At 67.3% G+C, this 26,639-nt stretch carries 25 protein-coding genes; 6 read left to right on the forward strand and 19 right to left on the reverse strand.

The window, feature by feature from the left end:
* Positions 1–283 precede the first annotated feature (283 nt).
* The 4 genes from DIE21_RS02850 to DIE21_RS02865 are packed head-to-tail and all read right to left on the reverse strand — an operon-like array spanning position 284 to position 4,631.
* Positions 284–1,054 carry a hypothetical protein gene (locus DIE21_RS02850; protein ID WP_124495822.1) on the reverse strand — a complete coding sequence of 257 codons (771 nt, stop codon included), beginning with the start codon at positions 1,052–1,054 and terminating at the stop codon, positions 284–286.
* Between the two features lie 14 nt (positions 1,055–1,068).
* Positions 1,069–2,085 carry a YaiO family outer membrane beta-barrel protein gene (locus DIE21_RS02855; RefSeq protein ID WP_124495824.1) on the reverse strand — a complete coding sequence of 339 codons (1,017 nt, stop codon included), beginning with the start codon at positions 2,083–2,085 and terminating at the stop codon, positions 1,069–1,071.
* An 11-nt stretch (positions 2,086–2,096) separates the two neighbouring features.
* A complete protein-coding gene (locus DIE21_RS02860; protein ID WP_124495826.1) occupies positions 2,097–3,092 on the reverse strand; it encodes a polymer-forming cytoskeletal protein in 996 nt (331 codons plus the stop codon).
* Between the two features lie 3 nt (positions 3,093–3,095).
* Positions 3,096–4,631 carry a glycosyltransferase family 2 protein gene (locus tag DIE21_RS02865; protein WP_124495828.1) on the reverse strand — a complete coding sequence of 512 codons (1,536 nt, stop codon included), beginning with the start codon at positions 4,629–4,631 and terminating at the stop codon, positions 3,096–3,098.
* A gap of 1,242 nt (positions 4,632–5,873) precedes the next feature.
* On the opposite strand from DIE21_RS02865, the gene wecB reads away from it, so the two are divergent.
* Entirely contained in the window at positions 5,874–7,091 is a 1,218-nt protein-coding gene (wecB, locus tag DIE21_RS02870; RefSeq protein ID WP_124495830.1) for a non-hydrolyzing UDP-N-acetylglucosamine 2-epimerase, read from the forward strand.
* 72 nt (positions 7,092–7,163) lie between these two features.
* On the opposite strand, the gene DIE21_RS02875 is transcribed toward wecB, so the two are convergent.
* The 6 genes from DIE21_RS02875 to DIE21_RS02900 all read right to left on the reverse strand — a co-directional run bounded on the left by DIE21_RS02875 (position 7,164) and on the right by DIE21_RS02900 (position 13,700).
* Complete coding sequence (locus DIE21_RS02875; RefSeq protein ID WP_124495832.1) at positions 7,164–7,952, reverse strand: hypothetical protein; 789 nt, start codon at positions 7,950–7,952, stop codon at positions 7,164–7,166.
* A gap of 101 nt (positions 7,953–8,053) precedes the next feature.
* Positions 8,054–9,916, reverse strand: coding sequence for a methyl-accepting chemotaxis protein (locus tag DIE21_RS02880; protein ID WP_124495834.1), 1,863 nt, complete (start codon positions 9,914–9,916; stop codon positions 8,054–8,056).
* A 149-nt stretch (positions 9,917–10,065) separates the two neighbouring features.
* Positions 10,066–10,758 carry an OmpA family protein gene (locus DIE21_RS02885; RefSeq protein ID WP_124495836.1) on the reverse strand — a complete coding sequence of 231 codons (693 nt, stop codon included), beginning with the start codon at positions 10,756–10,758 and terminating at the stop codon, positions 10,066–10,068.
* 18 nt (positions 10,759–10,776) lie between these two features.
* Positions 10,777–11,541: a flagellar motor protein gene (locus tag DIE21_RS02890; protein WP_124495838.1), complete on the reverse strand. Its 765-nt coding sequence runs from the start codon at positions 11,539–11,541 to the stop codon at positions 10,777–10,779.
* Between the two features lie 23 nt (positions 11,542–11,564).
* Entirely contained in the window at positions 11,565–12,803 is a 1,239-nt protein-coding gene (locus DIE21_RS02895; RefSeq protein ID WP_124495840.1) for a Crp/Fnr family transcriptional regulator, read from the reverse strand.
* Positions 12,804–13,037: 234 nt separating this feature from the next.
* Entirely contained in the window at positions 13,038–13,700 is a 663-nt protein-coding gene (locus DIE21_RS02900; RefSeq protein WP_124495842.1) for a glutathione S-transferase family protein, read from the reverse strand.
* 301 nt (positions 13,701–14,001) lie between these two features.
* Here DIE21_RS02900 and DIE21_RS02905 point away from each other — a divergent pair, with 301 nt between their 5' ends.
* On the forward strand, positions 14,002–15,342 hold the full coding sequence (locus DIE21_RS02905; RefSeq protein ID WP_124495844.1) for a polyhydroxyalkanoate depolymerase: 1,341 nt from the start codon (positions 14,002–14,004) through the stop codon (positions 15,340–15,342).
* A 140-nt stretch (positions 15,343–15,482) separates the two neighbouring features.
* Here the strand turns inward: DIE21_RS02905 and DIE21_RS02910 are convergent, their stop codons facing one another.
* The 7 genes from DIE21_RS02910 to DIE21_RS02935 form a co-directional block, all read right to left on the reverse strand.
* Positions 15,483–15,950, reverse strand: coding sequence for a DUF3761 domain-containing protein (locus DIE21_RS02910; RefSeq protein WP_124495846.1), 468 nt, complete (start codon positions 15,948–15,950; stop codon positions 15,483–15,485).
* 68 nt (positions 15,951–16,018) lie between these two features.
* The gene (locus tag DIE21_RS37060) at positions 16,019–16,156 is read right to left on the reverse strand and encodes an HHHH-motif protein (protein ID WP_174908495.1); all 138 of its coding nucleotides are present in this window, start codon (positions 16,154–16,156) and stop codon (positions 16,019–16,021) included.
* Positions 16,157–16,449: 293 nt separating this feature from the next.
* Positions 16,450–16,884, reverse strand: coding sequence for a cupin domain-containing protein (locus DIE21_RS02915; RefSeq protein ID WP_124495848.1), 435 nt, complete (start codon positions 16,882–16,884; stop codon positions 16,450–16,452).
* Between the two features lie 70 nt (positions 16,885–16,954).
* Positions 16,955–17,722, reverse strand: coding sequence for an ABC transporter ATP-binding protein (locus tag DIE21_RS02920; protein ID WP_124495850.1), 768 nt, complete (start codon positions 17,720–17,722; stop codon positions 16,955–16,957).
* A 20-nt stretch (positions 17,723–17,742) separates the two neighbouring features.
* Positions 17,743–18,456 carry an ABC transporter permease gene (locus DIE21_RS02925; protein WP_124495852.1) on the reverse strand — a complete coding sequence of 238 codons (714 nt, stop codon included), beginning with the start codon at positions 18,454–18,456 and terminating at the stop codon, positions 17,743–17,745.
* Positions 18,453–19,142, reverse strand: a complete 690-nt coding sequence (locus tag DIE21_RS02930) for an ABC transporter permease (RefSeq protein WP_124495854.1) — start codon at positions 19,140–19,142, stop codon at positions 18,453–18,455. The genes DIE21_RS02925 and DIE21_RS02930 overlap by 4 nt, the downstream gene beginning before the upstream one ends.
* A 175-nt stretch (positions 19,143–19,317) precedes the next feature.
* The gene (locus DIE21_RS02935; RefSeq protein WP_124495856.1) at positions 19,318–20,091 is read right to left on the reverse strand and encodes an ABC transporter substrate-binding protein; all 774 of its coding nucleotides are present in this window, start codon (positions 20,089–20,091) and stop codon (positions 19,318–19,320) included.
* 460 nt (positions 20,092–20,551) lie between these two features.
* Here DIE21_RS02935 and hutC point away from each other — a divergent pair, with 460 nt between their 5' ends.
* A complete protein-coding gene (gene hutC, locus DIE21_RS02940) occupies positions 20,552–21,247 on the forward strand; it encodes a histidine utilization repressor (protein WP_124495858.1) in 696 nt (231 codons plus the stop codon).
* A 14-nt stretch (positions 21,248–21,261) separates the two neighbouring features.
* Here hutC and DIE21_RS02945 read toward each other — a convergent pair whose 3' ends face one another.
* On the reverse strand, positions 21,262–22,503 hold the full coding sequence (locus DIE21_RS02945; RefSeq protein ID WP_124495860.1) for a glycosyltransferase: 1,242 nt from the start codon (positions 22,501–22,503) through the stop codon (positions 21,262–21,264).
* A gap of 95 nt (positions 22,504–22,598) precedes the next feature.
* On the opposite strand from DIE21_RS02945, the gene DIE21_RS02950 reads away from it, so the two are divergent.
* Positions 22,599–23,219: a TetR/AcrR family transcriptional regulator gene (locus DIE21_RS02950; protein ID WP_124495862.1), complete on the forward strand. Its 621-nt coding sequence runs from the start codon at positions 22,599–22,601 to the stop codon at positions 23,217–23,219.
* A gap of 105 nt (positions 23,220–23,324) precedes the next feature.
* On the opposite strand, the gene DIE21_RS02955 is transcribed toward DIE21_RS02950, so the two are convergent.
* On the reverse strand, positions 23,325–23,939 hold the full coding sequence (locus DIE21_RS02955; protein WP_124495864.1) for a TetR family transcriptional regulator: 615 nt from the start codon (positions 23,937–23,939) through the stop codon (positions 23,325–23,327).
* 360 nt (positions 23,940–24,299) lie between these two features.
* Between DIE21_RS02955 and DIE21_RS02960 the strand changes: the two genes are divergently transcribed.
* Positions 24,300–24,962 (forward strand): DUF3313 domain-containing protein, encoded by a 663-nt coding sequence (locus tag DIE21_RS02960; RefSeq protein ID WP_124495866.1) that lies wholly within the window; start codon positions 24,300–24,302, stop codon positions 24,960–24,962.
* Between the two features lie 55 nt (positions 24,963–25,017).
* Positions 25,018–26,574, forward strand: a complete 1,557-nt coding sequence (locus tag DIE21_RS02965) for an intermembrane transport protein PqiB (RefSeq protein ID WP_260432262.1) — start codon at positions 25,018–25,020, stop codon at positions 26,572–26,574.
* Positions 26,575–26,639: the final 65 nt, after the last annotated feature.

Genomic DNA, 26,639 nt, shown 5'->3' on the forward strand with positions numbered 1-26,639 from the left:
AGCGATGCGCGTGCCGCCAGGTCAACCAACCTTGCCCGGTGGATGTGTGAGGCTGCCCAGTTTCGTCGAGCATCGAACGGCCGGGACCAGCGAACCTGTCCCGGCATCCCGCGCCGTTTTGCCCGTTGAAAACGAATCGATGCGACGCATTGAGAGAAGCGAACAACGTGCCATTGGTCCCGGAGGCCCGGTCGTGCTCGCTCCATGCGCCGGGCGCCGGGCGGCTCGGCGAAAAGCGCGGCCGAATCGTTTCATCGTTGATACGGCAGGGGTTGAACGCGACTCAGCGCGACTGATCAGACGGAATCGTCAGCGAGCCGGGCCAGCTCGCGCAGTACGTGTAGAGCGTGACCAGCAGACCGATCAGCAGCGGGCCGCCGAGCAGGAAATAGCAGAACGGCAAAAACAGCAGCGAGCCGTGATGGATGACGACCGCGTGCAGCAGCATCACGAACGGCAGCGCGAACACGAAATAGCCGACCACGAGCACCGATGCAAAAATCTTTTGCAGCAGCGTGAAGTCGAGCGGGTAGTAAAGCACCGCCATCACCAGCGGAATCAGCGTGATCGCCGCGCCGTGCAGCACGAACATGTCGCGCAGATGCAGCAGCGGCACATACGGGAACGCGCCCGGCGCCAGCCAGAAATACGCGCAAATCAGCAGCTGCGTGAAGCTCGAGATACGTAACAGATATGCAACGGGCAACCAGTTCGTACGCCGCAAGAACGACGCGGCGAAGCCAACCGCGCACAGCGCCGCGGTCACGGCGAGCAGTGTCCCGCTCGGCATCCGCGCCGCGAGATCGATCGACAGCAGCGGTACACGCGGCGCATCGGGCGGGTAGCCGATCACGATCACGTGCAGCGCCGGATCGATCTGGTACGCGCCCCACTCCATGACCGCGCGCCAGTAGCGCCAGGCGAGCGGCAGGCCGAACCACAGCAACGCATAGAGCGTCGGTGTCAGCAGCACGATCGACAGCAGCCAGCGCTGCGGATGCGGGTGGATCCGCAGCGAGCGGTCGACGCCGGGACGGACGGGATGCGTCTGCATGGCACCCGCCCCCGCTACCAGCGATAGAACACGCTCAGCTCGCCGCCGATCCGTGAGTAGTAAGGGTTATGGTAGTAATCGAACTCGACTTGCGTACCCCACTTGCGCGTGAACCAGTAGCGCCACTTCGCGATCACTTCGTGACTGCGGAAGTCGGCGATCTGCGACCCGGAGCCGGTGACCTGGTACGCCTCGCGGCCGAACCCGCCGCGCAGCACGATCACGCTCTTCCCGACTTCGCCGTAGGTGACGGCGCCGTAGTATTGGGGCGCCTTCACCGACCCTGGCGAATCGACCGTATAGTTCGCGCCCGCCTCGAAGATCCACTTCGGCAGTGCATACCAGATCAAGCCGCCGTGATACAGCTGATCCTTGTGGCCGCTGCGGTTCCACGCGTAGCCGGCGCCGAGCGACACGATCAGCGAACGGTTGGACAGCAGCTTGCGGTTGATCGACACGTCGACGCGAGCGCTCGGCAGGATCGTGCCGGACGTGGTGCCGGAAAAGCCGATGCCGCCGAACCAGTCCGGTCCCATGTCCTGCACATACGTCAGTGAGCCGAGCTGCGTGTTCTCGCCGAAACGGTGCAGCTGCGCCAGCTCGCCGAGTATCGTGCGGCCGCCGTCCTGATAGACGCCGCGCAAATGCACGCCGTACCAGTCGCCATACCCGTGCGTCAGGTGCGCGCTGGACACGCCGAGCGACATCTCGGCATGCCGTTCGCGCGGCGCCTGCACGTGCGCGATCACCGCGTCGGGCAACGGCGGCCGGTTCGTGTCGTCAGGCGAGAATTCGGCGAGCGGCGTGCCGTCCGGCAGGCCGTCGGCGGATACGCGCACGAACGCGGGCGCGTCGAGCGCGCGCGGCACGATGACGGGCGCGGCGACGTCGGGCGACTGCGCGGGCGCCGGCACGCCGGCATCATCAGGCTGCACCGCGAGCGCCGGGAGCGGGCCGACGGCGACGCCGCACAGCACCGCCAGTGCGGCGACGGGTGCGCGCGAGCCGCGACGGCTGGAACGATCGGACATGAAGGCGCTCCTTAACGGGATGCGTGGAACCAGCCGCTGCGGCAGGCGACGAGGTCGCCGTACACGCAGGCGTGGCCGATGACCGAGACGTCGCGTGCGCATGCGCTGACAGGATGGCCGGCGACGCCGATGCGCCCGCCGCTCAGGCGCAGCAGGCCGCCCGCAGACACGACGCCGTCGATGCAGCTGCCGCTGGCGAGCAGCACGTCGTCCCGCGCGAACACGGCGCCGTGCAGGAATGCGTGGCGTTCGAGCTCGACGCGATGCGCCTTGACGCTGCCGCGCAGCACGCAGCCGTCGCCGAGCACCAGCGTGCCGTCCACCACGAGGTTGCCCTGCACGACCGTGTGCGCGGGCAGACGCACGTCGCAGGGCAGCAGGTAGCGGCCGTGCACGTAGCGATGCGGCAGCTTCGCGAAATGGCGCGTCAGCGAGACCGCGCGGCGCGGCGCGCCGGCCGCATGGTCGGGCGGCACGCTCGCTGCCTTGCCGAACACGATCGGCTCGCCGTACAGGCACGCGAAGCCGCCGGCGCCGTGCAGGTGCATCGTCCCGCCGACCACGACGCCGCGCAGCACCGCGCTTTCGACGTCGATGTGCGACGCGTGCGCGAGCATGCCGATCGTCGCGCCGGCGTGAATGTCGATGCGCTGCTCGGCGAACGCATACGCTGCCCGCGCGCCGCGGTCGAGCGTGATCGCACGATCCGCATACAGCACGTCGTCGCAATGCTCGTCGCACACGACGCGGATCTCGTCGTCGTGCCGCACCAGGAGCCCCAGCGCGTGCCACGGCGGCACGGCGGACGGATCGCCCGGCTGCACACCGCCGGCGTGCATGCGCAGCGCATCGCGCCAGCGGGCGGCGAGCAGCGCCTGATCGACGAACGGTCCGTCGCCGATCGGCAGCGCCGCCACGTCGCTGCGCCGGATCAGTTCATGCAGCAACGGCAGGAACGGCAGGCTGAGCACCCCGGCCACCGGCACCATCACATTGAAGGTCGTCATCGTTCATCGCCCCGGTTTCAGTTGCCGGCGAAAGCGCTCGGTCTTGTCCCATTTCAGTTCGCGGCGCAAGGCGGCGTCGAGCGCGAGCCCCCACAGCGCCGAGACCACTGCCGCGATCGTCACGCAAAAGCCGACCACGTTGACCGGTACGAGCCGCAGTCGTGTCGCGCGACCGTCGAGCCGGGCGGCGACGACGATCTCGAAGAACACGCCGAAGTTGCCGAAGGTGCTGAACGCGAACAGCGCGAACAGCGACACCAGCAAGCCGAGCGCCGTCGAGTTGACGCCATTGAGCAGGTAGAGCGTGATCGCGGTTCCCCATGCGACCGCGAGCAGCGCGGGCATCAGGAACACGCCGAGCAGCAGCGCACCGTCCAGCCGGCAGCGCCGCGAGATCAGCGGATTGCGCAACACGGGGCCGAAATAGCGCAGCAGGGTCTGGTTATGGCCCTTCGCCCAGCGCGTCAGCTGCCGCGCGCGCACCGCCCAGCGCTCGGGCACTTCCTCGTAGCATTCGGCGTGATTCAGGTAGACCGTGCGCCAGTCGCTCATCAACAAGCGGTAGGTCATGTCGGTATCCTCGGCGAGCGTGTCGTCGCACCAGCCGCCGACCGCGTCGAGCGCACCCTTGCGGATACCGCCGACGGTGCCGCCGTACTGCGGCACCAGGTTCAGGTTGTTGCGCGCCTGCTGGTTGACCTGATAGCCGCCCGCGCGCTCGAGATCGAGCAGCCGCGCGAGCAGGTTGCTGTCGGCGTTCTGCGGCACGACGCGGCCCATCACCGCGCCGACTTCCGGATCGAAGAACGGCGCGACGAGTTCCTTCAGCAGCCCGGGGCGCGGCAGGTAGTCGGCGTCGAACACCACCATGATGTCGCCGCGGATGAAGCGCAACGCGTCCTTCAGCGCGGCGGCCTTGCCCGGCTTGCCGCTCTCGCGGTGAAACGGCTTGATGAGCTCGGGCGCCAGCGCCTGCACTCCGTCGATCAGCGCACGCGTGTTGTCGGTCGAACGGTCGTTGACCGGAATGATCGTCAGCCGGTCGCGCGGATAGGTCGTCGCGAGCAGCGCCATCAGGCAATCGACGACGACGGCCTCCTCGTTGTGCGCGGCGACGAACACCGTGAGCCGCGGCCATTCACCGTGGGTAATCGTCTGATAAGGCGCGTGCTGCGGCTTGAACAGGCGGTCGAGACTGAATACGTAATGCCGCGCGGCGTAGACGCAGGTCAGCAGCGTGAACAGCCACAGGTACGCGACGCACGGAACCACCAGCGTGTCGGGATCGAACGTGACCCACGCGGCGTCGGCGGGCGCCGGTTCGAACGGCGCGTCCGCGCCGGTCGACGCGCGCACCGCGAGCGGTGCGGCACCGGGATAGGCTGTGTCGCGCTCCGCCGCATCGGCGGCCGGGATGCTGACGCGCACCGCTTCGGCGACCGGCCGCGTTGCGGTGTCGCGCACGGTCTGCGAGCAAGCCAGCACGATCAGCAGCAGGATGCCTTCGACGCAGAGTGACATCAACCGACGGTTCTTCATGTCCCGGCCCCGGTGCCGGCGACGGCGGCCGCGGAGCGCTTGAGCCCGGGCCGTCGATCGCGCGGATGTCAATGGGAAGCGGCCGCACGTTCGTCGTGCGAGCGCGGCCGTCTTCCGCGCCGGACGAGCATGTCGTGCCGCTTTCCGGATTCGTTGCTTTGGCGTCCCTCCCCGTGTGCTGTCGTTCGAACATGTCGGAGCTCGCCTGTCTAGCCAGAACAAGCAAGCGGCGAGCCATCGGCCGCCGCGCCTCGTGCGGCAAGGGCCGGTGAGCACGCGGCGAGCGCGATCGGGGCGGCGGCCGGGTGTTTTTGATTCACCGACGAATCAGCTTTGGCGCGACTCGCGCGACCGGCCTCGCGCCCCGTTCGCATCGGGCGGCAAATCGTCTGCTCATCGCGCGCGTGTCGCCCCGCACGACACGACTTCGGGATGCGGTCCATCGCGAATCGCCACTGCATGGACCGCGGCCGGCAAGCGTGCACAGTGCCCGCTGCCGCATGCATCGGATGGCCATGATGCGGGTACTGGCACCGCAGTCCGGCCGTGCGTTACAGATACGCAACGTTTCGAGCCTGTCGACCCGGGCAACACGAGCGATGCGGCACGGCGGGAAAATCATGCGTGCGCGACCGGACCCGGAAGGGCAACGACATGTCGTTCATTGCCCAGACAAAATTCGCATAGCGAAGCGATTCAATGCGTTTCGAAAGATGCATGCCGATTGACAGGCAACCGATGCTCGACCCGCATCGACGCTCATCGAATGACACGACCGGATCGATCGCGCGAACGGCTGCACGTTTATCTGCATCGCGCCCACCCGCCGATATGGCGTCCGTAGCAGTTGTGAAACGTTCCGTAGCAAACCGCGCGCGACGCGCGAATCGGACCCGGCCAGCAGGGACGCTGGTTTGAATATTGCTGTATCGAGAACGGGATCACCTGCCGGGTGCACCGCCGCGTCGCGATGCGAACCGTGTGACGGAACGGCGTGGCGATCGATACATCGAGGAGCGCTCATGACGTGATTGACCAGATGCAAGGGGACGGCCGTAGTCCGACGATTGCGTGGCGGAGACCGCGCGGACAAAAACGGTGCGCGCGCTCCGCAACACCGCTGCATGTCGCGGCCGGCGCCGGCCGGCGTGGCCGCATGCGGGGACGGGACGGGTCGTCTGCAACCATGCTTGGCGCCAGGTGCCGGGTCTGCCGGCACGAAGAAGCTCAACGAGGACAACGATGAAAAAGATCTTGCTTGTGTTCGGTACTCGGCCGGAAGCCATCAAGATGGCGCCGCTCGTCCGCGCGCTGAAGGCGTGCAAGGATGTCGACGCCAGGGTCTGCGTCACCGCCCAGCATCGGGAAATGCTGGATCAGGTCCTCACGCTGTTCGACATCAAGCCCGACTACGATCTCAATCTGATGCGTCAGAGCCAGACGCTGACCGACGTGACGACCGGCATTCTTCAGGCGATCGGGATGGTCTTCGACGACTTGCGTCCGGACGTCGTCCTGGTGCACGGCGATACGACGACGACGCTGGCGGTCAGTCTCGCGGCGTTCTACCGCTATCTGCCGGTCGGACACGTGGAAGCGGGCTTGCGCAGCGGCGACATCTGGTCGCCGTGGCCGGAGGAACTGAATCGCCGCGTGACCGACGCGGTGTCGTCATGGCATTTCGCACCGACCGGCCAGGCGCGCGACAACCTGTTCAGCGAGGGCGTGCCGGTCGGCGCGGTCGTGATGACGGGCAACACCGTGATCGATGCGCTGCACGACGTCAAACGGATGCTCGACCACGATAGCGCGCTCAACGACAAGGTCGCCGCGCATTTTCCGTTCATCGAACCGTCGCGCCGCATCGTGCTGATCACCGGCCATCGCCGCGAGAGCTTCGGCCAGCCGTTCCGGCATTTCTGCGAGGCCCTCTGCACGCTCGCGAACCGCTATCGCGATGCGCAGTTCATTTATCCGCTGCACCTGAATCCGAACGTGCGCGAGCCGGCGCGCGCGCTGCTCTGCAGCGTGCCGAACATCTACCTGATCGAACCCCAGGAATATCTTTCATTCGTATTCCTGATGTCACACGCGCATTTCATCATCACCGATTCGGGCGGCATCCAGGAGGAAGGGCCAGCGCTCGGCAAGCCGGTGCTCGTCACGCGCGAGACGACCGAGCGGCCCGAAGCAATCCAGGCCGGTACCGCACGGCTCGTCGGCACCGACCCGGAGCGGATCATCTGGGAGGCGTCGCGGCTGTTCGACAGCGAGAGCGCGTATGAGGAAATGTCGCGCGCGAGCAATCCGTACGGCGACGGCCATGCGAGCGAGCGGATCGTTCACGCGCTGTTGCATACGCCGGGGGCGGCCGCGAATGCGACGATCTTCTCGATGGGCGCCGCGGAGATGCCGTTCAACGCGCTCACGCTGGGGCTGCAGGCGTTGCGCTCGCCTTGAAGGCCATCCGTCCGACGGTGTCCCGACGGGCGGCGACGCGCGGTGTCGCTGCTCGCTGCCCGCCGCCGCCCGCTATCGGACCACGGCATCGGCCATCGATTGCGCCTGCGCGACCAGCCGCGGGTAGATCCGCTGGGACACGACCTGTCTGGCAAAACACGCCTGCCGCGCATCCTCGGGCACGCGCGCCGCGCTGCACGCCGCGATCGGGCGCAGCGTCACGTTCTTCCACAGGATGTAGACCCGTTTGCCCTGCCGGACCGACACGGCCAGCGTGTTCGGCCCGTCCGGCACGCCGTCCTGGCTTTCGCCCAGCAGCCACGCCTTCACGACGCCGTCGGCCGGCTGCCGCTTGACCGGCAACTCGGCGAAGCGAAATGCCGCGGCATCGTCGCTGAACACGTTCGTGTAAAGCGTTTCATTGTCGAACATCGCGGCGACGTCATCGGTCGGCTTGATGCCCGCATCCGCCGTACTCGCCCAGGCCTTCAGCAACGGCACCGTCGTCACGACGAGATTCGTCTTGCCGTCGTCCGACTTGAAGGACACCCCGTCCGGCCCCGGCGGCATCCCGTCGACGGGGCCGACGCTCTGCACGGTGCCCTCCGCCTTCGCGACGAACCCTCTTGCCCGGACCGGGCCGATCAGCTTCGCGAGCCGCGCGTTCACGTCGGCCGTGTACTGCTTGTCGAGGCCCGCCTGATCCTCCACCCGGGCCGCCGCCAGGGCCGCCGCGGCCTTTTTCCGATACGCAAGATACGAATCCGCCGGCGATGCGATCACCGTCGCCCCGACCGCGGCGAGCACCGCCGCGACCACCACCGCCCCCACCCCGACCTTCAGTTTTGATATGCGCTTCATTTTTATGACGTTACCGAATCCCGCGCCGACAGCGAAAACGGCTGCCGTGCCCCCACGGCAGCCGTCCCTCAGAGACGCATCATTCTAACGTCGCGCAGGCATTAGTCATCTACCTTGAACGCCGATACCAGTCGCGTCAGTTCCGCCGCCTGCTGCTTCAGGCTTTCCGCGGCCGCCGCGCTTTCCTCGACCAGTGCCGCATTCTGCTGCGTCATCTGATCCAGCGACTGCACCGCATCGCCGATCTGGTCGATGCCCGCGCTCTGCTCCAGGCTGGCCTCGGCGATCTCGCTCATCATCGCGCTGACGCCCTGCACCTGCGACACGACATCGCTCATCACCTTCCCGGCCTCGCTGACGAGCCGCGACCCGGTGTGCACCGTGCCCGCGCTGTGCTCGATCAGCGCCTTGATCTCCTTCGCCGCCTGCGCACTGCGCTGCGCGAGGTTCCGCACTTCCGAAGCGACGACCGCAAACCCGCGCCCCTGCTCGCCGGCCCGTGCCGCTTCAACCGCGGCATTCAACGCGAGGATGTTCGTCTGGAACGAGATGCTGTCGATCATCACGATGATCTCGGAGATCCGTTGCGACGCGTCGCTGATCTGCTCCATCGTGGTCACGACTTCGCCGACGACCTGCCCGCCGCGCGTCGCCGTATCGGATGCGCCGGTGATCAGTTTCGCGGCCGTCGTCGCGGTTTCAGTGTTGTTGCGCACGACCGCCGTGATTTCCTCCATCGACGAAGCCGTCCGCTCCAGGTTGCCCGACTGCCCTTCGGTGCGCTCGCTGAGATCCGCATTGCCCGTCGCGATCTGTGCGGACCCGGTCGCGATCGACGCGGACGCCGCGCGGATCCGGCGGACGAGCGTCGACAACGACGACACGAAGCGGTTGAACGCGTCCGACAACTGGCCGATCTCGTCCTGGCTCTCGACCGTCATCCGGCGCGTCAGGTCGCCCTGGCCGCTCGCGATTTCCGACAGCAGCAGCGCGGCGCGGCGGATCGGCGCGGCGATCGCGCGCCCGACCAGCCAGATCACGATCAGCGCGACGCCAAGGCCCACCACCGCGGCGACCAGCGCCGCGCTGCGAATCGCGCGCGTCACCGGGCCGAGCAGTTCGGCCTGCGGCACTGCCACGACCACGTATGCGTTCAGTTCCGGAATGAACGACGTCGCAATGAAGCGCGGGCCGCCGTCGCCGGCGTAGCTCAGGTACGCATACGGCTTGCCGGCCAGCAGCGTCGACGATGCATCGCCAGGCAGGCCCGGCTCGTCCTTCAGGAAATGCCTGCCGTCGATCAGCGACGTATCGCGATGCATCATGATCGCGCCGTCCGGGCGCACGAGATACGCGAACCCGGTGTCGCCGATCCGGTACGCGTCGATGCCCTTCGCGAGCGCATCGACGGACAGGCTCAGGCCGGCCGCGCCGATCGGCGCGCCGTCGAGCTCCACCCGGCTGTTGATGAACATCATGTAGCCGCCGAGCGTGACCTCGCGATCCATGTTCACGTCGTAGGCCTTGCCCGACGCGAGGAAGTTCGTCAGCCACTGATCCTTGTCGCTGACCTTTCGCTGCAGGCCGGCTTCGTTGTAGTAGTTGCCGCTCTTCGCCGACACCCATTGCACGGACGCCGCCTTCTGCTCGTCCTTCACGTTGTTCGCAAGCCGGATCCAGTTGCGCGTGCCGGCATCCGGCTCGCCGTCGGCTTCCCATTGCAGCAGGAACGCATCGCGCGCGAGGACGCGCGACGCGGCGATCGGTCCGGCCATCTGCCGCTGCACGTCGGCGCGGATGCCGTTCACGGCGGTCGGCAGCGCTTCGCGGACGACGCGATCGCGTACGGCGTCGCCGATCAGGCGGACGCTCAACCCGCTCGAAATTGCGACGAACACCAGCAGGCAACTCGTCATGCTGAGAATCAGCTTGTTCTGAATGGACAGCTTGCGCCAGAAATGCATGGGAAACCCTCGATAACCGCTCGGTCTGAGCCAGTTTGGGTTATCGGCAGGCGCGCGCGGAAGCGCATCGCTGATTTCACATGTTCGTCATGCGGGATCCGACATGTCGTTGACGGGCGGCCGTCGCGTGCCCACCGAGGTTCGCGCGCTCAATACGCGACGAAGATCGTCACCCGCCGGTTGCGCGCCCGCGCGGCCGCATCGTCGCCCGCGACGAGCGGCTGCGTGTCGGCCCGGCCGATCGCCGCGAGCCGGTGCGGCGCGACGCCGCGATCGGCCAGATAGCGCACGACGCTGCCCGCCCGCGCGGACGACAGCTCCCAGTTCGATTCGTATTTCGCGTTCGCGATCGGCACGCTGTCGGTATGCCCTTCGACGAGAATGTCGCCGGTCGCATGCTCGCTCAGCGCTCGCGCGATCTGGCTCAGCACCGGCGCCGCGTCGGGCAGCAAACGCGCGTCGCCGACGTTGAACAGGATCTTCGCGTCGATGCCGATCTCGATGCCGTGCGGCGCCCGCACGAGCGAGATGCGGCCGTTCGTCTTCAGCGCATCGAGCGATGCCAGCCATGCCGGCGCGCGATCGGGCATCGCGGCTTCGCTCGCGCTCGCGCTCGCGCTTGCCGCGCCTGCGCCGCGCCGCGCGAGCGTCTGATACCGCGCATCGAGCGCGTGGTACTTCGCGAGCTGCAGCACGTACAGCGCGAGAAACAGCACCATCAGCGTCGTGATGAGGTCCGCATAGGAAATCAGCCAGCGTCCGGACTGCGTGCCTTCGGCTTCATCGTCGTCGCGCCCGGCGGCGGACGAGCCCGCACGCGCGCCGTCAGTTCGTGCCGTCATGGCCAGGCTCCCGGTGCGTCATGCGAGCGACTCCGCCGCGCGGCCGCGCACGTCGCCGGTCAGCCGCGTTTCGATCGTATGCGGCGATTCCTTGCGCGAGATCGCGAGCAGGCCGTCGAGATACAGCTTGCGAAAGCGCAGCTCGCTGTCGATCTGCGCGCGCAGCTTGCCGTGGAGCGGCAGAAACACGAGGTTCGCGAACGCAAGGCCGTAGAGCGTCGCGATGAACGCGACCGCGATGCCCGGGCCGAGCTGTGCCGGTTCGAGAATATGGCTCGTCACCTGGACCAGCCCGAGCACCGAGCCGAGAATGCCGAACGTCGGCGCATAGCCGCCGGCCTGGTGCCACACGCGCGCGGCCGCGAGCCGGCTGCGCTCGTATGCGTCGAGATCTCGCTGCAGCGCATCCTCGAGCACGGCGGTCGACACGCCGTTCGCGAGCAGTTCGAGCCCACGTCGCGCGAATGGATGAATGCCGCTCACGTCCATCGATTCGAAGGCGAGCAATCCGTCGAGCTTCGCGCGATCGCCCCACTCCAGCAGGTCGGCCAGGTGCTTGCGATCGACTTCCTGCGCCCGTACGAACGCGAGCCGCAACTGCTTCACCGCATCGAAGAACCGCGCCCACGTGTTCTGGATCATCACCGCGCCGAGCGTGCCGCCGAGCACGATGACGAGCGCTTCGAACTGGAACAGCATCGAGAAATGCCCGCCTTCCAGCGCGAAACCGAACACGATGGCCGCGCCGCCGAGTATCGCGCCGACCAGGGTCAACAGGTCCATATGCGTCTCCGTCGGGTCGTGCGTTACGCGTCGGATGAAGCCAAAGGCGCGGATGCCGCCGGCGCCTTGGCAATGCGCACGGCATCGAGCACGCGCCGCTCGATTTCCTCGATCTCGATCGGATCGGGCTTGAGCTCGCGACGCATCACCCACGACACCTCGTTGCGCCGCGCCTCCGTCATCACGGAGAACAGCTTGTCGGCCACCGCGCGATCGTCGAGGCTCGCGATCAGCTTCGCGAGGTCGTACGTATCGAATGCGCTGATCACGTCGAACAGCGTGCGCTGATCGACCCACACGATATCCTCGAGCGCGCGCACGTCACCGCCGGCGCGCGGGCTGCGTCGCGAGAAATACGCGACGCCCTTCTGCTCGACGTAACCGAGCACCTTCGACTTGCGGAACGCGAACACCTCGTCGGCGATCTCGCCGTGCGACAGCTTGTTGAGCAGCAGCTTCCGGTCGACACCGATCAGCGCCTCGAGATCGGCCAGCTCGATCAGCTCCAGCTCGCTGTTGATCGACAGGTCGAGATCGTGATCGGCGACCTGCTGCGCGCGATCGATCACGCGCGCCGCATCGAACGTGACGACCTGGCGCGCATCCGGCGAAGCCGCGTAATCGGCCGCGCCGCCGGCATGGTCGGCCTGCGCGGCTTCGATCGTGACGAGATTGAGCTTCTCCATGCGGCGCAGCATCGCGAGCACGTGCGGGCGCGAATGGCCGGCGATCGCGCGGCAGCGGCGAATCACGTCCGCAAGCGGCACCGACGTCTCCGCCGCGTGCGTCTGCATCGGCCGCCGCGACCACGCGTCGTCCGCGCCGCGCGTGTCGGTGCCCGCCATCAGCGACAATACATGCGCATACGACAGCACGCCCGGCATGAAGTCCGCGTGCGTATAGGTCGCGAGCTGGTCGTCCTTGCGCTTCACGCGCCGGATCATCGTGCGCACGATATGACGGAGCAGCGCGGACACGTGCTCGATTTCCTCGTCGAGCAGCGCGGCCGGCACGACCGTGAGCTGGCAGAACGACAGCGCCTTCGCGGTATGCGCGCGCGGCTCGGATGCGAGCAGTGCCGATTCGCCGAAGAACTCGCCGCGCCCGAGCGTCGCGACGACGACGCGCTTGTCTTCGCAGCGCGTCGACAGCTCGATCTTGCCGTCGGCGATCAGAAAGATGACGGGCTCGCCGGCGAAGCCCTCCGAATAGATGATTTCGCCGGGCGCGGCCGTGCGCGTCCACGATTGCTGACGGTTCAAGTCGATTCCCCTGCTGCGCTGGTTGTTGCGGACTGCACGTCGCATGTCGCATGCATGCGATCGACAGTCATCCCCGTGCCCGTTTAACGTCATCGGCACCCGCATCCTTTAGGGAATTCGTACTCGTTTCCAGCGAAAATCGACGTGAAACGTTTGCGGATTGCGCGGTCGCACCGGCGGTTCGTTTCGATGCGCGTGTCCGTAGCCCGATTGAAAGCCCGACGGGGCCTTGCGTCAGAACTCCATGTCGAGTTCGTCGATGTCTTCGTGCTCCACTTTCGCGGCATCGATCCACTCCGCAACGAACGGATGCGCGAGCACGCGCATGCAGTACTCGGCGATCTCGGGCTCGAGTTTCACGTCGTAGGTCAGGAATCGCGTGACGACCGGCGCGTACATCGCATCGGCGATGCCGATCTGCTCGCCGAACAGCCAGGGGCCGCCGTACGCGGCCAGACACTCGCGCCAGATCGTCACGATGCGCTCGATGTCGTGCTGCGCGCGCGACCAGATCCGGAAACCGGGAAAGTGCGCACGCAGGTTCATCGGCAGCGCCGAGCGCAGCGCGCTGAAACCGGAATGCATCTCGCCGCAGATCGACCGGCAATGCGCGCGCGCATGCCGGTCGTCGGGCAGCAGCCGCGCCTGCGGCCGGATTTCGTTCAGGTATTCGGCGATCGCGAGCGTGTCCCACACCGTGCTGCCGTCGTGCGTCAGGCACGGCACGAGAATCGACGGCGACAGCAGCAGCAGCTCCGCGCGCGATGCCGCATCGATCGGCACGCTGACCGTCTCGAACGCGAGCCCGCTCAGCCTCGCGAGCAGCCAGCCGCGCATCGACCACGACGAGTAATTGCGGCTGCTGATGGTCAATTTCGTTTGTCCGGTAGATTCCATGTCGCTCCCCTGCTGATTGCCGTTCGTGCCCCTGCACCGAAAGCGCACGCGGCGCCACGCGAACCGCACCGCGCCGGTGCGACGTATTCGCCGAACTGGCGCAGCGTCGCACCGTGCAGCGGCACGGCCAGTGCGCCGAGCCGCGGCGGCGGCGCATGGCGTCCGGTCGTCCGGCTGCATGTGCCACATGAACCGCCGTGCGTATCGCCGCGTTCGCCAACCGCGTGCAACGCGCGTGCCAGCCGCATGCTGGCACACGGCTTGCCTCGTTCGACACAACGTGACGCAACGAGTGACGGCCATGAACCTGCTTGCCTATCCGTTCTACCAATGGTCTGCCGAATGCCTGCGCCCGGCGCGCGCATGGGCGGCCGCCACACGCGCGACGATGTCGCTGTGGCCGCCCGTCACGTCGACGCCAACGGGCCGCACGGTCGACGCGCTGTGCGAACTGCTCGAATGCTGCGCGTTCTCGCACCGGCGCCCGCCGTTCGGCATCGCGTCGATCGTCGTCGACGGCGAATCAGTGCCGATCGTCGAGGAAGCCGCGCAGGCCACGCCGTTCGGCACGCTGCTGCATTTCCGCAAGGCGCGGCCGGTCGCGCGTCAGCCGCGCGTGCTGATCGTCGCGCCGATGTCCGGGCATTTCGCGACGCTGCTGCGCGGCACGGTCAGCACGATGCTTGCCGATCACGACGTGTACATCACCGACTGGCACAACCCACGCGACATCCCGCTCTCGGCCGGGCGCTTCGGCTTCGACGAATACGTCGAGCACGTGATCGATTTCATTCGGCAGATCGGCCCGGACGCGCATGTGCTCGCGATCTGCCAGCCGACCGTCGCCGCGCTTTCGGCGGTCGCGCTGATGGCCGCCGCCGGCGATCCGGCCCAACCCGCGAGCCTGACGCTGATGGCGGGGCCGATCGACTGCCGCGTGAATCCGACGAAGGTCAACGCGCTCGCCACGAGCCGGCCGATCGAATGGTTCGCGCGCAACCTGATCAGCGTGGTGCCGGCCGGCTTCGTCGGGGCGCAGCGTTGCGTGTATCCGGGCTTCGTGCAGGTCGGCGCGTTCATGTCGATGAATCCCGACCGCCATGCCGCTTCGTTTGCCGACCTGTACTACGAGCGTGCGAAAGGCGACCCCGAGAAGGCCGACGCGCTGCGTCACTTCTATGACGAATACTTCGCGACGGCCGATCTCACCGCGGAGTTCTATCTGGAAACGGTCGAGAAAGTGTTCCAGCAATACGCGCTCGCGCGCGGCGAGCTGACCGTCGGCGACCGGCTGGTGGAACCGGCCGCGATCCACCGCACCGCGCTGCTGACGATCGAGGGCGAGAAGGACGACATCTGCGCCGTGGGCCAGACGGTGGCCGCGCAGGAGCTGTGTTCGGGATTGCCGCCGTACCTGAAAACGCACCATGTGCAGACGGGCGCGGGCCACTACGGCGTGTTCAACGGCAGCCGCTGGGAAACACAGATCTATCCGATCGTCCGTGCGACGATCCATGACAACGAGCCATACGATCGCACCGCCGATACGGACGGCGGAGCGAACGGCGCGCACTACGTGACGCTGCGGGCATTGCTCGACGCGCGCGCGGCCTGTCACGATGCGGCGACGACCGCGACGTAATCCGATTACGTGCACGGAACCCGCGCGGCAGGGCAATGATCGGCGCGGCAGATCGGCGCTGCAAATAATTCGCCCCGCCTGGGTGGCGGGGCGCGATTTCGGGCAGTGCGCGAGCGGCAAGGCTCGCGCGTTCCGCCGGCTTACGGACAGGCCTTGCCGTGCGACGCGTGGTAGCCCTTCGCCTTCGCATCGGCTTCCGGCATATAGCTGCCGTGCTTTGTCTTGCCGTAGTACTTGTCGGTCGAGCAGTGATAGACCTTCGTGCTGTCGTTGACCCACACCTTGCCCGCGCCGCCGCCGGGCGCCGCAGCCGCGGTCGTCGACGGCGCGCCCTTCGCGGGCGCGGTGCCGGATGCTGCGCCGGCGGATGCCGCCGTCGCCGGCGCCGCGGCCGGTGCGCTGGCCGCGGCAGCAGCCGACGCGCCGTACCAGGTCTTCACGCCCTTGTGCCCCGCACAGGCGCCCTTCTTCGACGCGCCCGAATAGAACGACCCGTCCTTGCACAGCCCGGTCGTGCCCGCCGGCGCGCTGGCCGGAACCTGTGCGAACGCACCGATCGACAACCCCATGCCGGCAGCCAGCGCGGCGATCAACATCGTCTTTTTCATGGTCCTCTCCTGATTGGCCTGAATGGTGAAGGCGTCCCGACGATACGCCGGGAATACCGCGCCGCGGGTCAACGTACCCAGCGGCACACGCGGTGATGGTGGTGATCGAAATGGCACACGCGGTGCGAATGGGCTTCGGCCAGCGCCGGTACGAGCACGGCGCAGGCGACGGCCGTCACGGTCAGGATCTTCGCGATGCGGGTCATGACATTCTCCTGGGTAGGTCAGCCGGTGGTCCGGCTGTTCCCCCCTTAACGCCGGTCGCCGGCACGCCGTGCACCGCACCTGCCTCGAATTGACGATCTTTGACACCGTGTAACGAAACGTCACGCGAGGCTGACAAACTGCCGTCTGTTTTTTCGATTTGCTTACGCGGAAAATGCTTCGGATGTCGAATGACTGAAGCAGGACAAGATGCCCGAGATGGACCAACAAAAAAACCGCCCGAAGGCGGTCTGTCGGAGGCACGCGGATGCCTCGCGTCCGAAACGACCGGGGGCTACGCGCCCGCGTCGCCCCACGGCGTCGGCGCAGGCACTTCGCATGGCCCTTCGACGTCGATCGACTTGAAATCGGCCGGCCCGACGATCTCCAGATACTCCATGTCGGGCGAGTAGTCGAACAGGTAATGCACGATTCCCGGCGCCTGGTGCACGCAGTCGCCGGCGTTCACGAGCGTCTCGCGGTCGCCGTACATGAAGCGCGCCCAGCCCTTCAGCATGATCACGATGTGGAACTCGGCCTCGTGACGGTGCCAGCCGGTGCCCGCCGTCGGTGCATGATTCGCCCTGACGAGTTGCGCGACGACCTTGCCGTTCGTCGCGGCCGCGATGCCGAGATCGCGATACAGGAAGAAGTCGCGCAGGCCTTCGCCTTGATACGCGGTGTCCTGCGGCTTCACGTGGGAAAACGCGGTAGGGGTCGACGTGCTCATCGCGGTGCTCCTCGATCGAAAGAGTCGTCCGGGACAAGCATTTCGCGTTCCAGGTTGCAGCAGCGCCCGCTTACTTCAACCGCCCCGACAGGAACTGCCCGAGCCGCTCGCTCTTCGGATTGACGAGAATCTCCTGCGGATCGCCCTCTTCCTCGATCTTCCCCTGGTGCAGGAAGATCACATGGTTCGACACGTTGCGCGCGAAACCCATCTCGTGCGTGACGACGACCATCGTGCGCCCTTCCTCGGCGAGCTTCTGCATGACCTTCAGCACTTCGCCGACGAGTTCCGGATCGAGCGCCGACGTCGGCTCGTCGAACAGCATCACCTCGGGTTCCATCGCGAGCGCACGCGCGATCGCGACGCGCTGCTGCTGGCCACCGGACAGGTGCGACGGATACATGCCTTCGACACGCGGTGCGAGACCGACCTTCTCCAGATACTTGCGCGCCCGCGCGATGGCCTCTTCCTTGCCGATCCCGAGCACGGCCATCGGCGCCTCGATCACGTTCTCGAGCACCGTCATGTGCGCCCACAGGTTGAAGTGCTGGAACACCATCGACAGCTTCGTGCGCATCCGCTGCAACTGCTTCTGGTCGGCCACGCGCAGCGAGCCGTTGCGCTCGCGCGTGGTCTCGATCGGCTCGCTGCCGATCGTGATCTGCCCCGAGCACGGCTGCTCGAGGAAGTTGATGCAGCGCAGGAACGTGCTCTTTCCGGAGCCGCTCGAGCCGATGATGCTGATCACGTCGCCGGCCTTCGCCTTCATCGACACGCCCTTCAACACCTCGTTGTCGCCGAATTTCTTGTGGAGGTTTTCAACGGTGAGCTTGTACATGCTTGGTCCTTCCTTGCGAATTAGTGGCTGCGCGGCGAGAGGTACGCGAGCCAGCGCGTCTCGAGCTTGCGGAACGCCCAGATGAGCGCGAACACGACGATGGCGTACAGCACGGCCGCGATGCCGTAGGCCTGGAACGACATGTACGTCGCGGAGTTGACGTCGCGCGTGACCTTCAGGACGTCGGGCACGGTCGCGGTGAATGCGAGCGTCGTCGCGTGCAGCATCAGGATCACTTCGTTGCTGTAGCTCGGCAGCGAGCGGCGCAGCGCGGACGGCAGGATGATGCGCGTATAGAGCTTGAAGCGCGACATCCCGTACGCCATCCCGGCCTCGATCTCGCCGGCCGACGTCGCCTTGATCGCGCCCGCGAAGATCTCGGTCGCATACGCGCATTCGTTCAGCACGAACGCGAGGAGCGTGCAGTTCATCGCGTTTCGGAAGAACGTGTCGAGCAGCACGTGGTCGTGCACGACCTGCAGGCTGTAGATGCCGGTGTAGCACATCAGCAGCTGCACGTAGAGCGGCGTGCCGCGGAACACATACGTATAGAGCCACACCGGGCCGGAGATCCAGCGGTTCGACGACGCGCGCGCGATCGCGAGCGGCACGGCCAGCGCGAAACCGAGCGCGATCGACACGACCAGCAGCCACAGCGTGATCGCGAGGCCGCTGAAGCGGTAGCCGTCGGTGTAGAGATAGCTTTGCCAGTACTGGCCGATGAGTTCGATCACAGTGCAAGCCTCCGGACGCCGACGGAATAACGCTTCTCGAGGTGGTGCAGCACGACGTTCGACACCGTCGTGATCGCGAGGTAGATCGCGCCCGCCGCGAGCGTGAAGAAGAAGAAATCGAGCGTGCTCTTGCCGGCGTCCTGCGACGCCTTCACGACATCGGCGAGGCCGATGATCGACACCAGCGCGGTGGCCTTCACGAGCACCTGCCAGTTGTTGCCGATGCCCGGCAGCGCGAAGCGCATCATCTGCGGGAACAGGATCCGGTGGAACACGCGCCAGCCGCTCATCCCGTATGCGAAGCCCGCTTCGAGCTGGCCGCGCGGCACCGCGAGGAACGCGCCGCGGAACGTCTCGGTGAAGTACGCGCCGTAGATGAAGCCGAGCGTGATCACGCCGGCCACGAACGGGTCGATGTCGATCTGGTCCCAGCCGAGCACGTCGGTCACGTCGTTCAGCAGGATCTGGATCCCGTAGAACAGCAGCAGCATCAGCACGAGATCGGGCACCGCGCGGATCAGCGTCGTATAGAACGTGCCGGTCGACCTGAGCACCCGGTTGGTCGACAGTTTCGCGGCCGCGCCCGCGAGGCCCAGTACGAGCGACGCGGCGAGCGACAGCACCGCGAGCTTCACGGTCTCGACCGTGCCGGCCCACAACAGCGGGCCAAATCCTTGGAAGATCATATAAGGGATCCAGATCGATGTGGCTGGATTGTCAATAGCCATTAACCGCGCATCAAACGATATCTGCGCACGACTTGATGCAACCTGCTCATCAAGCCAGACGCATCACGCGAAGCGGGTTGCACCCGGCAACAGACGCGGCGCGCGCCACAGCCGATGCGCGCCGCATGGACGGTCAGCCACCGTAGACGTCGAATGCGAAGTACTTCTTCTCGAGCTTCTTGTACGTGCCGTCCTTGATGATGTCGGCGATCGCGTGGTCGATCTTCGCCTTCAGGTCGGCGTCGTCCTTGCGCAGCCCGATGCCGGCGCCGTTGCCGAGGGTCTTCGGATCGTCGATGTCCTTGCCCGCGAATTCGAAGGTTGCGCCGCGCGGCGTCTTCAGGAAGCCGAGTTCGGCCTGCACCGCGTCCTGCAGCGCGGCGTCGAGGCGGCCGGACATCAGGTCCTGGTACACGCCGTCCTGGTTCTGGTAAGGCACGACCTGCACGCCCTTCGGCGCCCAGTAGGTCTTCGCGTAGGTTTCCTGGATCGTGCCCTGCTCGACGCCGACCGACTTGCCCTTCAGCGACTCGGCCGTCGGCTGGAGGTTCGCGCCTTTCTTCGCGACGAGACGCGTCGGCGTGTTGAACAACTTGTCGGAGAACGCGATCTGCTCGGCGCGCGCCGGCGTCATCGACATCGACGACAGCACGCCGTCGAACTTCTTCGCCTTCAGGGCCGGGATCATCCCGTCGAAGTCGTTCTCGATCCACACGCATTTCGCCTTCAGGCGCGCGCAGATCTCGTTGCCGAGATCGACGTCGAAGCCGACGACCTTGCCGCTTGCGTCCTTCGATTCGAACGGCGGATAGCTGGCGTCGACGCCGAACCGGATCGTCGACCAATCCTTGGCGTGGGCACCGACCGCGATGCAGGCAAGGGCAATACTGAGCGCGAGTTTCTTCATGGCGTTCCTGTCATAGGCGAACTGGGCGCGGGTCCCGTCGGGCGTCGCCGCCGCGACCCTTTCAACCCGGAAGCCGCCCGTCCGGCGACCCCGAAGTTGTACATACAACTTTGCCTTTTCCAGGGCACCGCCAGCAATCCGTGTTTATCTCTAATTGTCGGCGGATTGTTTCCATGAGCGAATTTCCCTTATATTTCAATTCGCTAACCATTACATGCAGTTGAAATCCAGCTTTCTGCGTGGGTTCGGCACGCCATCGTCGCGCATGCATTTGTCTATACTTTTTCGTTTGCCGCGCCGGCCGGCGCGGCGGCCGCGGTCCGGATCCAGGCGGGAATAACCCGAATCGCCAGCCGACAGCCGGGCCCGCGCGGCGTCGAACCCGGTACACTCCGCCCGGACACCGCACGAAGGCCGGCCTGCGACGGCACACGGCCGCCGTCTCTTGAACAGCAATGCAATGACCACACCGATCTATCAGGAAATCAAGGATTTCATCCTCGCGCGCATTCATGCGGGCGAGTGGGCGGAAGGCGACCAGGTGCCGTCGGAGAACGAGCTCGCGCGCGAATTCAACGTCGCGCGGATGACGGTCAACCGCGCGCTGCGCGAGCTGACGGCCGAGCAGGTGCTCACGCGCACGCGCGGCTCCGGCACGTATGTCGCGTCGCCGAAATACGAATCGACGCTGGTCGCGATCCGCAGCATCTCGGATGAAGTCGCCGCGCGCGGCCATGCGTATCGTGCGCAGGTGCTGGAGGTCGGCGCGGCCGTCGCCGATGCGCAGCTCGCCGACGAGCTGCGGCTCGACACCGGCAGCCCGATCTTCCATTCGCGCGTGCTGCACTTCGAGAACGACACGCCCGTGCAGCTCGAGGAACGCTGGGTCAATCCGGTCTGCGCGCCCGAATACGCATTGCAGGACTTCACGACGACGACGCCGAACCAGTACCTCACGCGCGTCGCGCCGCTGCAGCGTGTCGAATACCGGATCGAGGCCGCGATGCCCGATGCGCAAACGCGCCGTCACCTGACGATGGACGAACGCGAGCCCTGCCTGCTGCTGCATCGGCGCACGTGGTCGCAGGGGATGGTCGCGTCGGTCGCCAATCTGTGGCACCCGGGCAGCCGCTACCGGTTCACCGGGCATTTCTGACGCGCCGGGCGCGTTCAGTGCACGCCGGGGCGCCCTGAACGCTCGATCGCGTCGACCGCGAGACGCAACCCGTCCTCCCGCGCGATCCGCGCACCGAGTTCGGCGGCCCGCGCTTGCGTGTCGGCACGCGCCGCGAACGCGATCGCGCGTGCCAGCGCGGCGGCATCCACACGGCGCCCCGCCACCGGCGCATCGGCCACACCGAGCCGCTGCAGCCGGTTCGCCCAGAAGAACTGGTCGCCCGCGAACGGCACGACGACCGACGGAATGCCCGCCCGCGCGGCCGAATGCGTGGTGCCCGACCCGCCGTGGTGGATCGCCATCGACGTATGCGGAAACAACCGGTCGTGCGGCGCCTCGCCGATCACACACACGTGCGCCGGCAGCATCGACGCGTCGATGCCGCTCCAGCCCGGCTGGAACAACGCACGCCGGCCGTCGAGCGCCTGCACCAGCGCGTCGGCCAGCGCGGCCCGGTCGAACCCGGCCATGCTGCCGAAACCGATGTACACGGGCCGATCGCCCGCCTCGAGAAAGGCCGAAAGCGCGGGCGGCGGCGTCCACGCCCGCGCGTCGATGCGCCACTGACCGCATGCCAGCACATTCGACGGCCAGTCGGCCGGATCGGCCAGCAGCACCGGCGACACGCCGTACAGCATCGGATGATCGGTCCACACGCGCCGGCGCGGCGGCAATCCGCACACGCCGGCGCGCGCCGCATTGGTCGCCTTGCTGAACGCGTGCCACAGCAGCGCGTTCACGAACCGGTGACTGGCGCGATTCAGCCAGCGCGGCACCTTGGCCGGCGGCAGGAACGGCGACGCGAACGCGGCGGTCGGCGTGATCGGGATCATCCCCGTGCCGATTGCCGGCACGCCGCGATACTCGGCAACCGACAGCCCGACAAACGACGCCAGCCCCGACACGAGGATCGCATCGCAACCGGCCGACGCGTCCGCGACTTCGCGCATCCACGCAGCCGTGTTCGCATTCGCGATCGCCGCGAGCGCCTTCGACGTGTCGTTGAAGCCCCCGCGCCCACGCACCGCATCGGACAACGCGCCCTCGGGGGCGATCGCCGCGCGGATATCGCCGGACAACGGCGCGGACGGCACGCCGAGCGCGGCGGTCGAAGCGAGCGTCGCGGCGTCGGCCAGCAACCGGACTTCATGGCCGGCATCCCGCAGCGCGCGGCCGAGCGCCGCGAGCGGGCGCGTGTCGCCTTCGGTACCGTAGGTGGCGATGACGAGCTTCATGCGTGACTCCTCGTGCACAATGCAAGCGAGTGGATTCCAAAAAATGCACGTCGTATACTAATGCAATTCGTACACTTTCCGTCAATCCCCGAGGCATGCCGATGACGACCGACGATCCGGGCCGCCGCGCGCGCAAGCGCATCCAGATGCTCGCGCATCTCGCCGCTACCGGCGCACGCCTGTTCAATGCGCACGGCTACGATGCCGTCACGATGGAGCAGATCGCCGCGCAGGCCGACGTCGCGAAACGTACGCTGTACAACCACTTCCCGACAAAGGAAGCCGTGCTTGCGCACTGGCTCGAAGGGGAACTCGCGCGCGATCTCGCCCATCTGCAGCGCGACGTCGCGCGACGGAAAACCTTCGCATCGCGGATCGCCTGCGTGCTCGATGCGTCGGCCGCGTGGTGCGAACAGCATCCGGTGTACCTGCTCGCGTACCTGCGGCATCGGTTCCTGGGCATCGGCGCGGCGCAAGCGGAAGGCGGAAAGGAAAACGGCGGCGACATCGCGCTCATGTGGCAGCAGCTGATCGCGGCCGGCCAGCAGGCGGGCGAACTGAACCCGGCACTGGCGGCCGACCAGCTCGCCACGTGGTTCCATCACCTGTATCTCGCGGCGATGCTGCGCTGGCTGACCGTGCCGGGATTGTCGCTGAAGCGGGAGTTCCAGTCGGTCGCAAGGCTGTTCGTCGAAGGCGCGCAAGCGAAGCCGTGAACGGCCGCGGCCGCCTGTCGGGCGCTCAGAGCCGCCCGAGTATGACCGCAAGCAGCGTGCGCCTGAAGCGGGCGAGCACCACGCCGCATGCAACGAACGTGCGCTTCATGGCTTCCTCGACGTCCTGGCCGCCGATGCACGGCGCTTCGCCGTCTCCGCGCCGCGGGCCGGCCATTGCGTCTCGTCGAGCAGCCGGTCGAACAGGCGCGAGCGCTCGTCGGCCGACAGCGGGCACAGCCCGAACATCGCCGACAGCGCGATGCCCCACGCCGCCTTCCAGCGCAGCAGCGCCAGATCGGGATCGTCGGATTCGGCGGCGATGCGCTGCACATTCTTCGCATCGGTGTCGCGGACCTTCTGCAACGGCTCGGGATTCTCGACGAGTGCCGCCATGATCGCGAGCGCCGCCGACGGCTGCTGGTCGATCACTTCGCGCATCGTCGCGATCTGCGCGGACAGCGTCGGCTGCGCTTCGTCCGGATCGCGCGCGGCCAGGTAGTCGCGCTGGAATCGTTCGTAGTAGTCCTGCTGATGCTCCATCAGCGCGTTCAGCACGTCGCCTTTCGTGCGGAACTGATGCATCAGCCCGCCCTTGCTGATGCCGCTTTCGCGCGAGATCGCATCGAACGTGAGCTTGCCCGGGCCGTCGCGCTCGATAATCGCGAGCGCCGCCTGGATCGCGGCCGTGCGCGTTCGCCCGGAACGCGTCGGATTGTCCATGACCTTTCCCCGCTATGAAGTGACGCGATGCGGCGGCGCCGAACCGGCGCGGCCGCATGCAGGAAGTGCGCGGAGTCTATCACAAACAAACCGCCTGGTCGGTTTACATCCTAAAACGGCGGTGCTACGATCGGCTGCCGCGTCGCCCGTGGCCGCAACGCGGCAGCTTCACGGACCGGCCATCGGCACGCGAGCGCCGCCTGTGGCGGGGCTTTCCGGCCGATGACCGGCATCGCAATACCCTGTCGCGCCCCGAATTCATGGGGCATTTCCGCCCCACAAACAAACCGCCTATCCGGTTTTTTAAACCCGCTACCCCTTCGCGCCGATCGCCGGCGCGATCCCGACCCGGAGATATGCATGAACCGATCGACCGCCTCCCGCCACCTGACCCACATCGCGCTTTGCGTCGCGCTCGCCGGGTGCGCCGGCGTCCAGCCCGCCCGCTATACGGGCATCGAATCTTCCCCGTACCTGCGCGGCGATCCGCAGGACACGTCCGGCCGCGTCCCGTATCGCTACGCGCTGCCGGCCGACTGGCATCGCTACCGGAAGCTGATCCTCGATCCGGTCGCCGTGTACCGCGGCGCGGACAATCAGTTCGGCAACCTGAGCGATCAGGACAAGGCGACGCTCGCCGCCTACATGGGCGACACGTTCGCCAGAAAGCTCGGCAAGCGCTTCGAGCTGACGAACGCACCCGCCCCCGACACGCTGCGCGTGAAGCTGACGCTGACGGGCGCGGTGACGACGACGGCCTTCGCCGGCGCGTTCGCGCATTTCGACCTCGCGGGCAACCTCTACAACGGCGTGCAGGCGATACGCGGGCGCGAAGGCGCATTCACGGGTTCCGTCATCTATGCGGTGGAAATCCGCGACGCGGCGACGAACCGGCTGATCAACGCGTACGTGACGAAGCAGTATCCGAACGCGATGAACATCGGCGCGAGCTTCGGCGCGCTGAGCGCGGCGAAAACCGGCATCGACAAGGGCGCCGATGCGCTCGTCGCGCAGTTCGACTGACGCGCGCGCCCGTGTCGCACGCGCCTGCGCCCGCTGGCCGCGCGCGGCGATCTGGTTGGTCCCGCTCGCGGCCGCGGCGTGCTTCGTCGCGTGGGGCGTCCCCCTGCTCGGCAACCGCGGGCCGGTCATCACGATCACCTTCGCGAGCGCCGACGGGCTCGAAGCCGGCCGGTCGACGCTGCGGCTGCGCAACGTCGAGGTCGGCCGCGTCACGCAGGTTCGCGCGTTGCGCGGGCAAGCAGGCGTGCGCGTCGACGTGCAGTTGAACGCCGACGCGCATGCGCTTGCGCGCGCCGGCACACGCTTCTGGATCGTGCGGCCCCGCGTCGGCCCCGCCGGCATCTCCGGGCTGGATACCGTGCTGTCCGGCGCGTATATCGCGGCCGCACTCGGCAACGCCGGCGAACGGCGCACGACCTTCGCAGGGCTCGATGCGCCGCCGGCCGACGAAGACGGCCGCGGGCGCCGCTACACGCTGCGCGCGGCAACGCTCGGCACGGTCGCGGTCGGCTCGCCGGTCTACCACCGGCGCGCGCGCGTCGGCCAGGTGACCGGCTATGCGCTCGATCCGGACGGGCGCGGCGTGTCGATCGCGGTGTTCGTCGCCGCGCCGTTCGATCGCTACGTCGACGCCGACGCACGCTGGTGGCAAGCGGGCGGCGTCGGCCTGCGGCTCGATGCGGGCGGCATGAAACTCGACACGCCGTCGCTCGCCGCGATGCTCGCCGGCGGACTCGCGTTCGCGGCGCCGCCCGGACGCACGGCGATCGTCGCGGCACCGGACGGCGCGCGCTTTCGCGTGGCCGACGACGAGATCGACGCGATGCGCACGCCGAACGCGCCCGCCGCACCGGTCGCGATGCGCTTCGACCGCTCGCTGCGCGGCCTCGACGTCGGCGCGCCGGTGGACTTTCGCGGCATCGAGCTCGGCCGCGTGACTGCGGTCGACACCGAATACGACACGCGACGCGGCGACGTCACGATGCGCGTGACGATGGCCCTCTATCCCGATCGCCTCGGACAACGCTACCGCGACGCGCTCGGCAACGGCGACTCCGAGGCCGGCAAGACGCTGCTGCACACGCTCGTCGCGCGCGGCCTGCGCGGCCAGCTGCGCGTCGGCAACGTGATCGCGAACCGCTCGTACGTTGCGCTCGACATGTTCCCGAACGCGCCGCCCGCATCGGTCGACACCAACCGGTTGCCGATCGCCTTGCCGACCGTGCCCGGTACGCTCGACGCGCTGCGGGTACAGATTGGCGATATCGCCGGAACACTGGCCCGATTGCCGCTCGATCGCGCGGGCATGCGCGTGAACGCAGCGCTCGCGCACACCGCCGGGCTGTTCGCGCAGCTCGATACCGAACTCGCGCCGCATGCGCGCGACGCGCTGGTTGCCGCACGACAGGCGTTCACGGCCGCGCAGGCGACGCTCGGGGAAGGTGCGTCCGCATCGAACGTGCACCACGCGCTGACGCAATTCACGCGCACGTCGCGCGCACTGAGCGCGCTGGCCGGCGATCTGGAACGCCATCCGGAATGGCTGCTGCCCGGCACGGCGGGCGACACGCAGCCGGCCGACGCATCGCGTGGCGCGAGCGACGACCGCTGATTTCGCCGCGCGATGCGCAGGGATTTTTACAACGAACGCACGGACGGGATGCCAAATTTCCCGCG

Origin of the sequence: Burkholderia sp. Bp9140, assembly GCF_003853425.1 — a bacterium.
GTDB lineage: Bacteria > Pseudomonadota > Gammaproteobacteria > Burkholderiales > Burkholderiaceae > Burkholderia.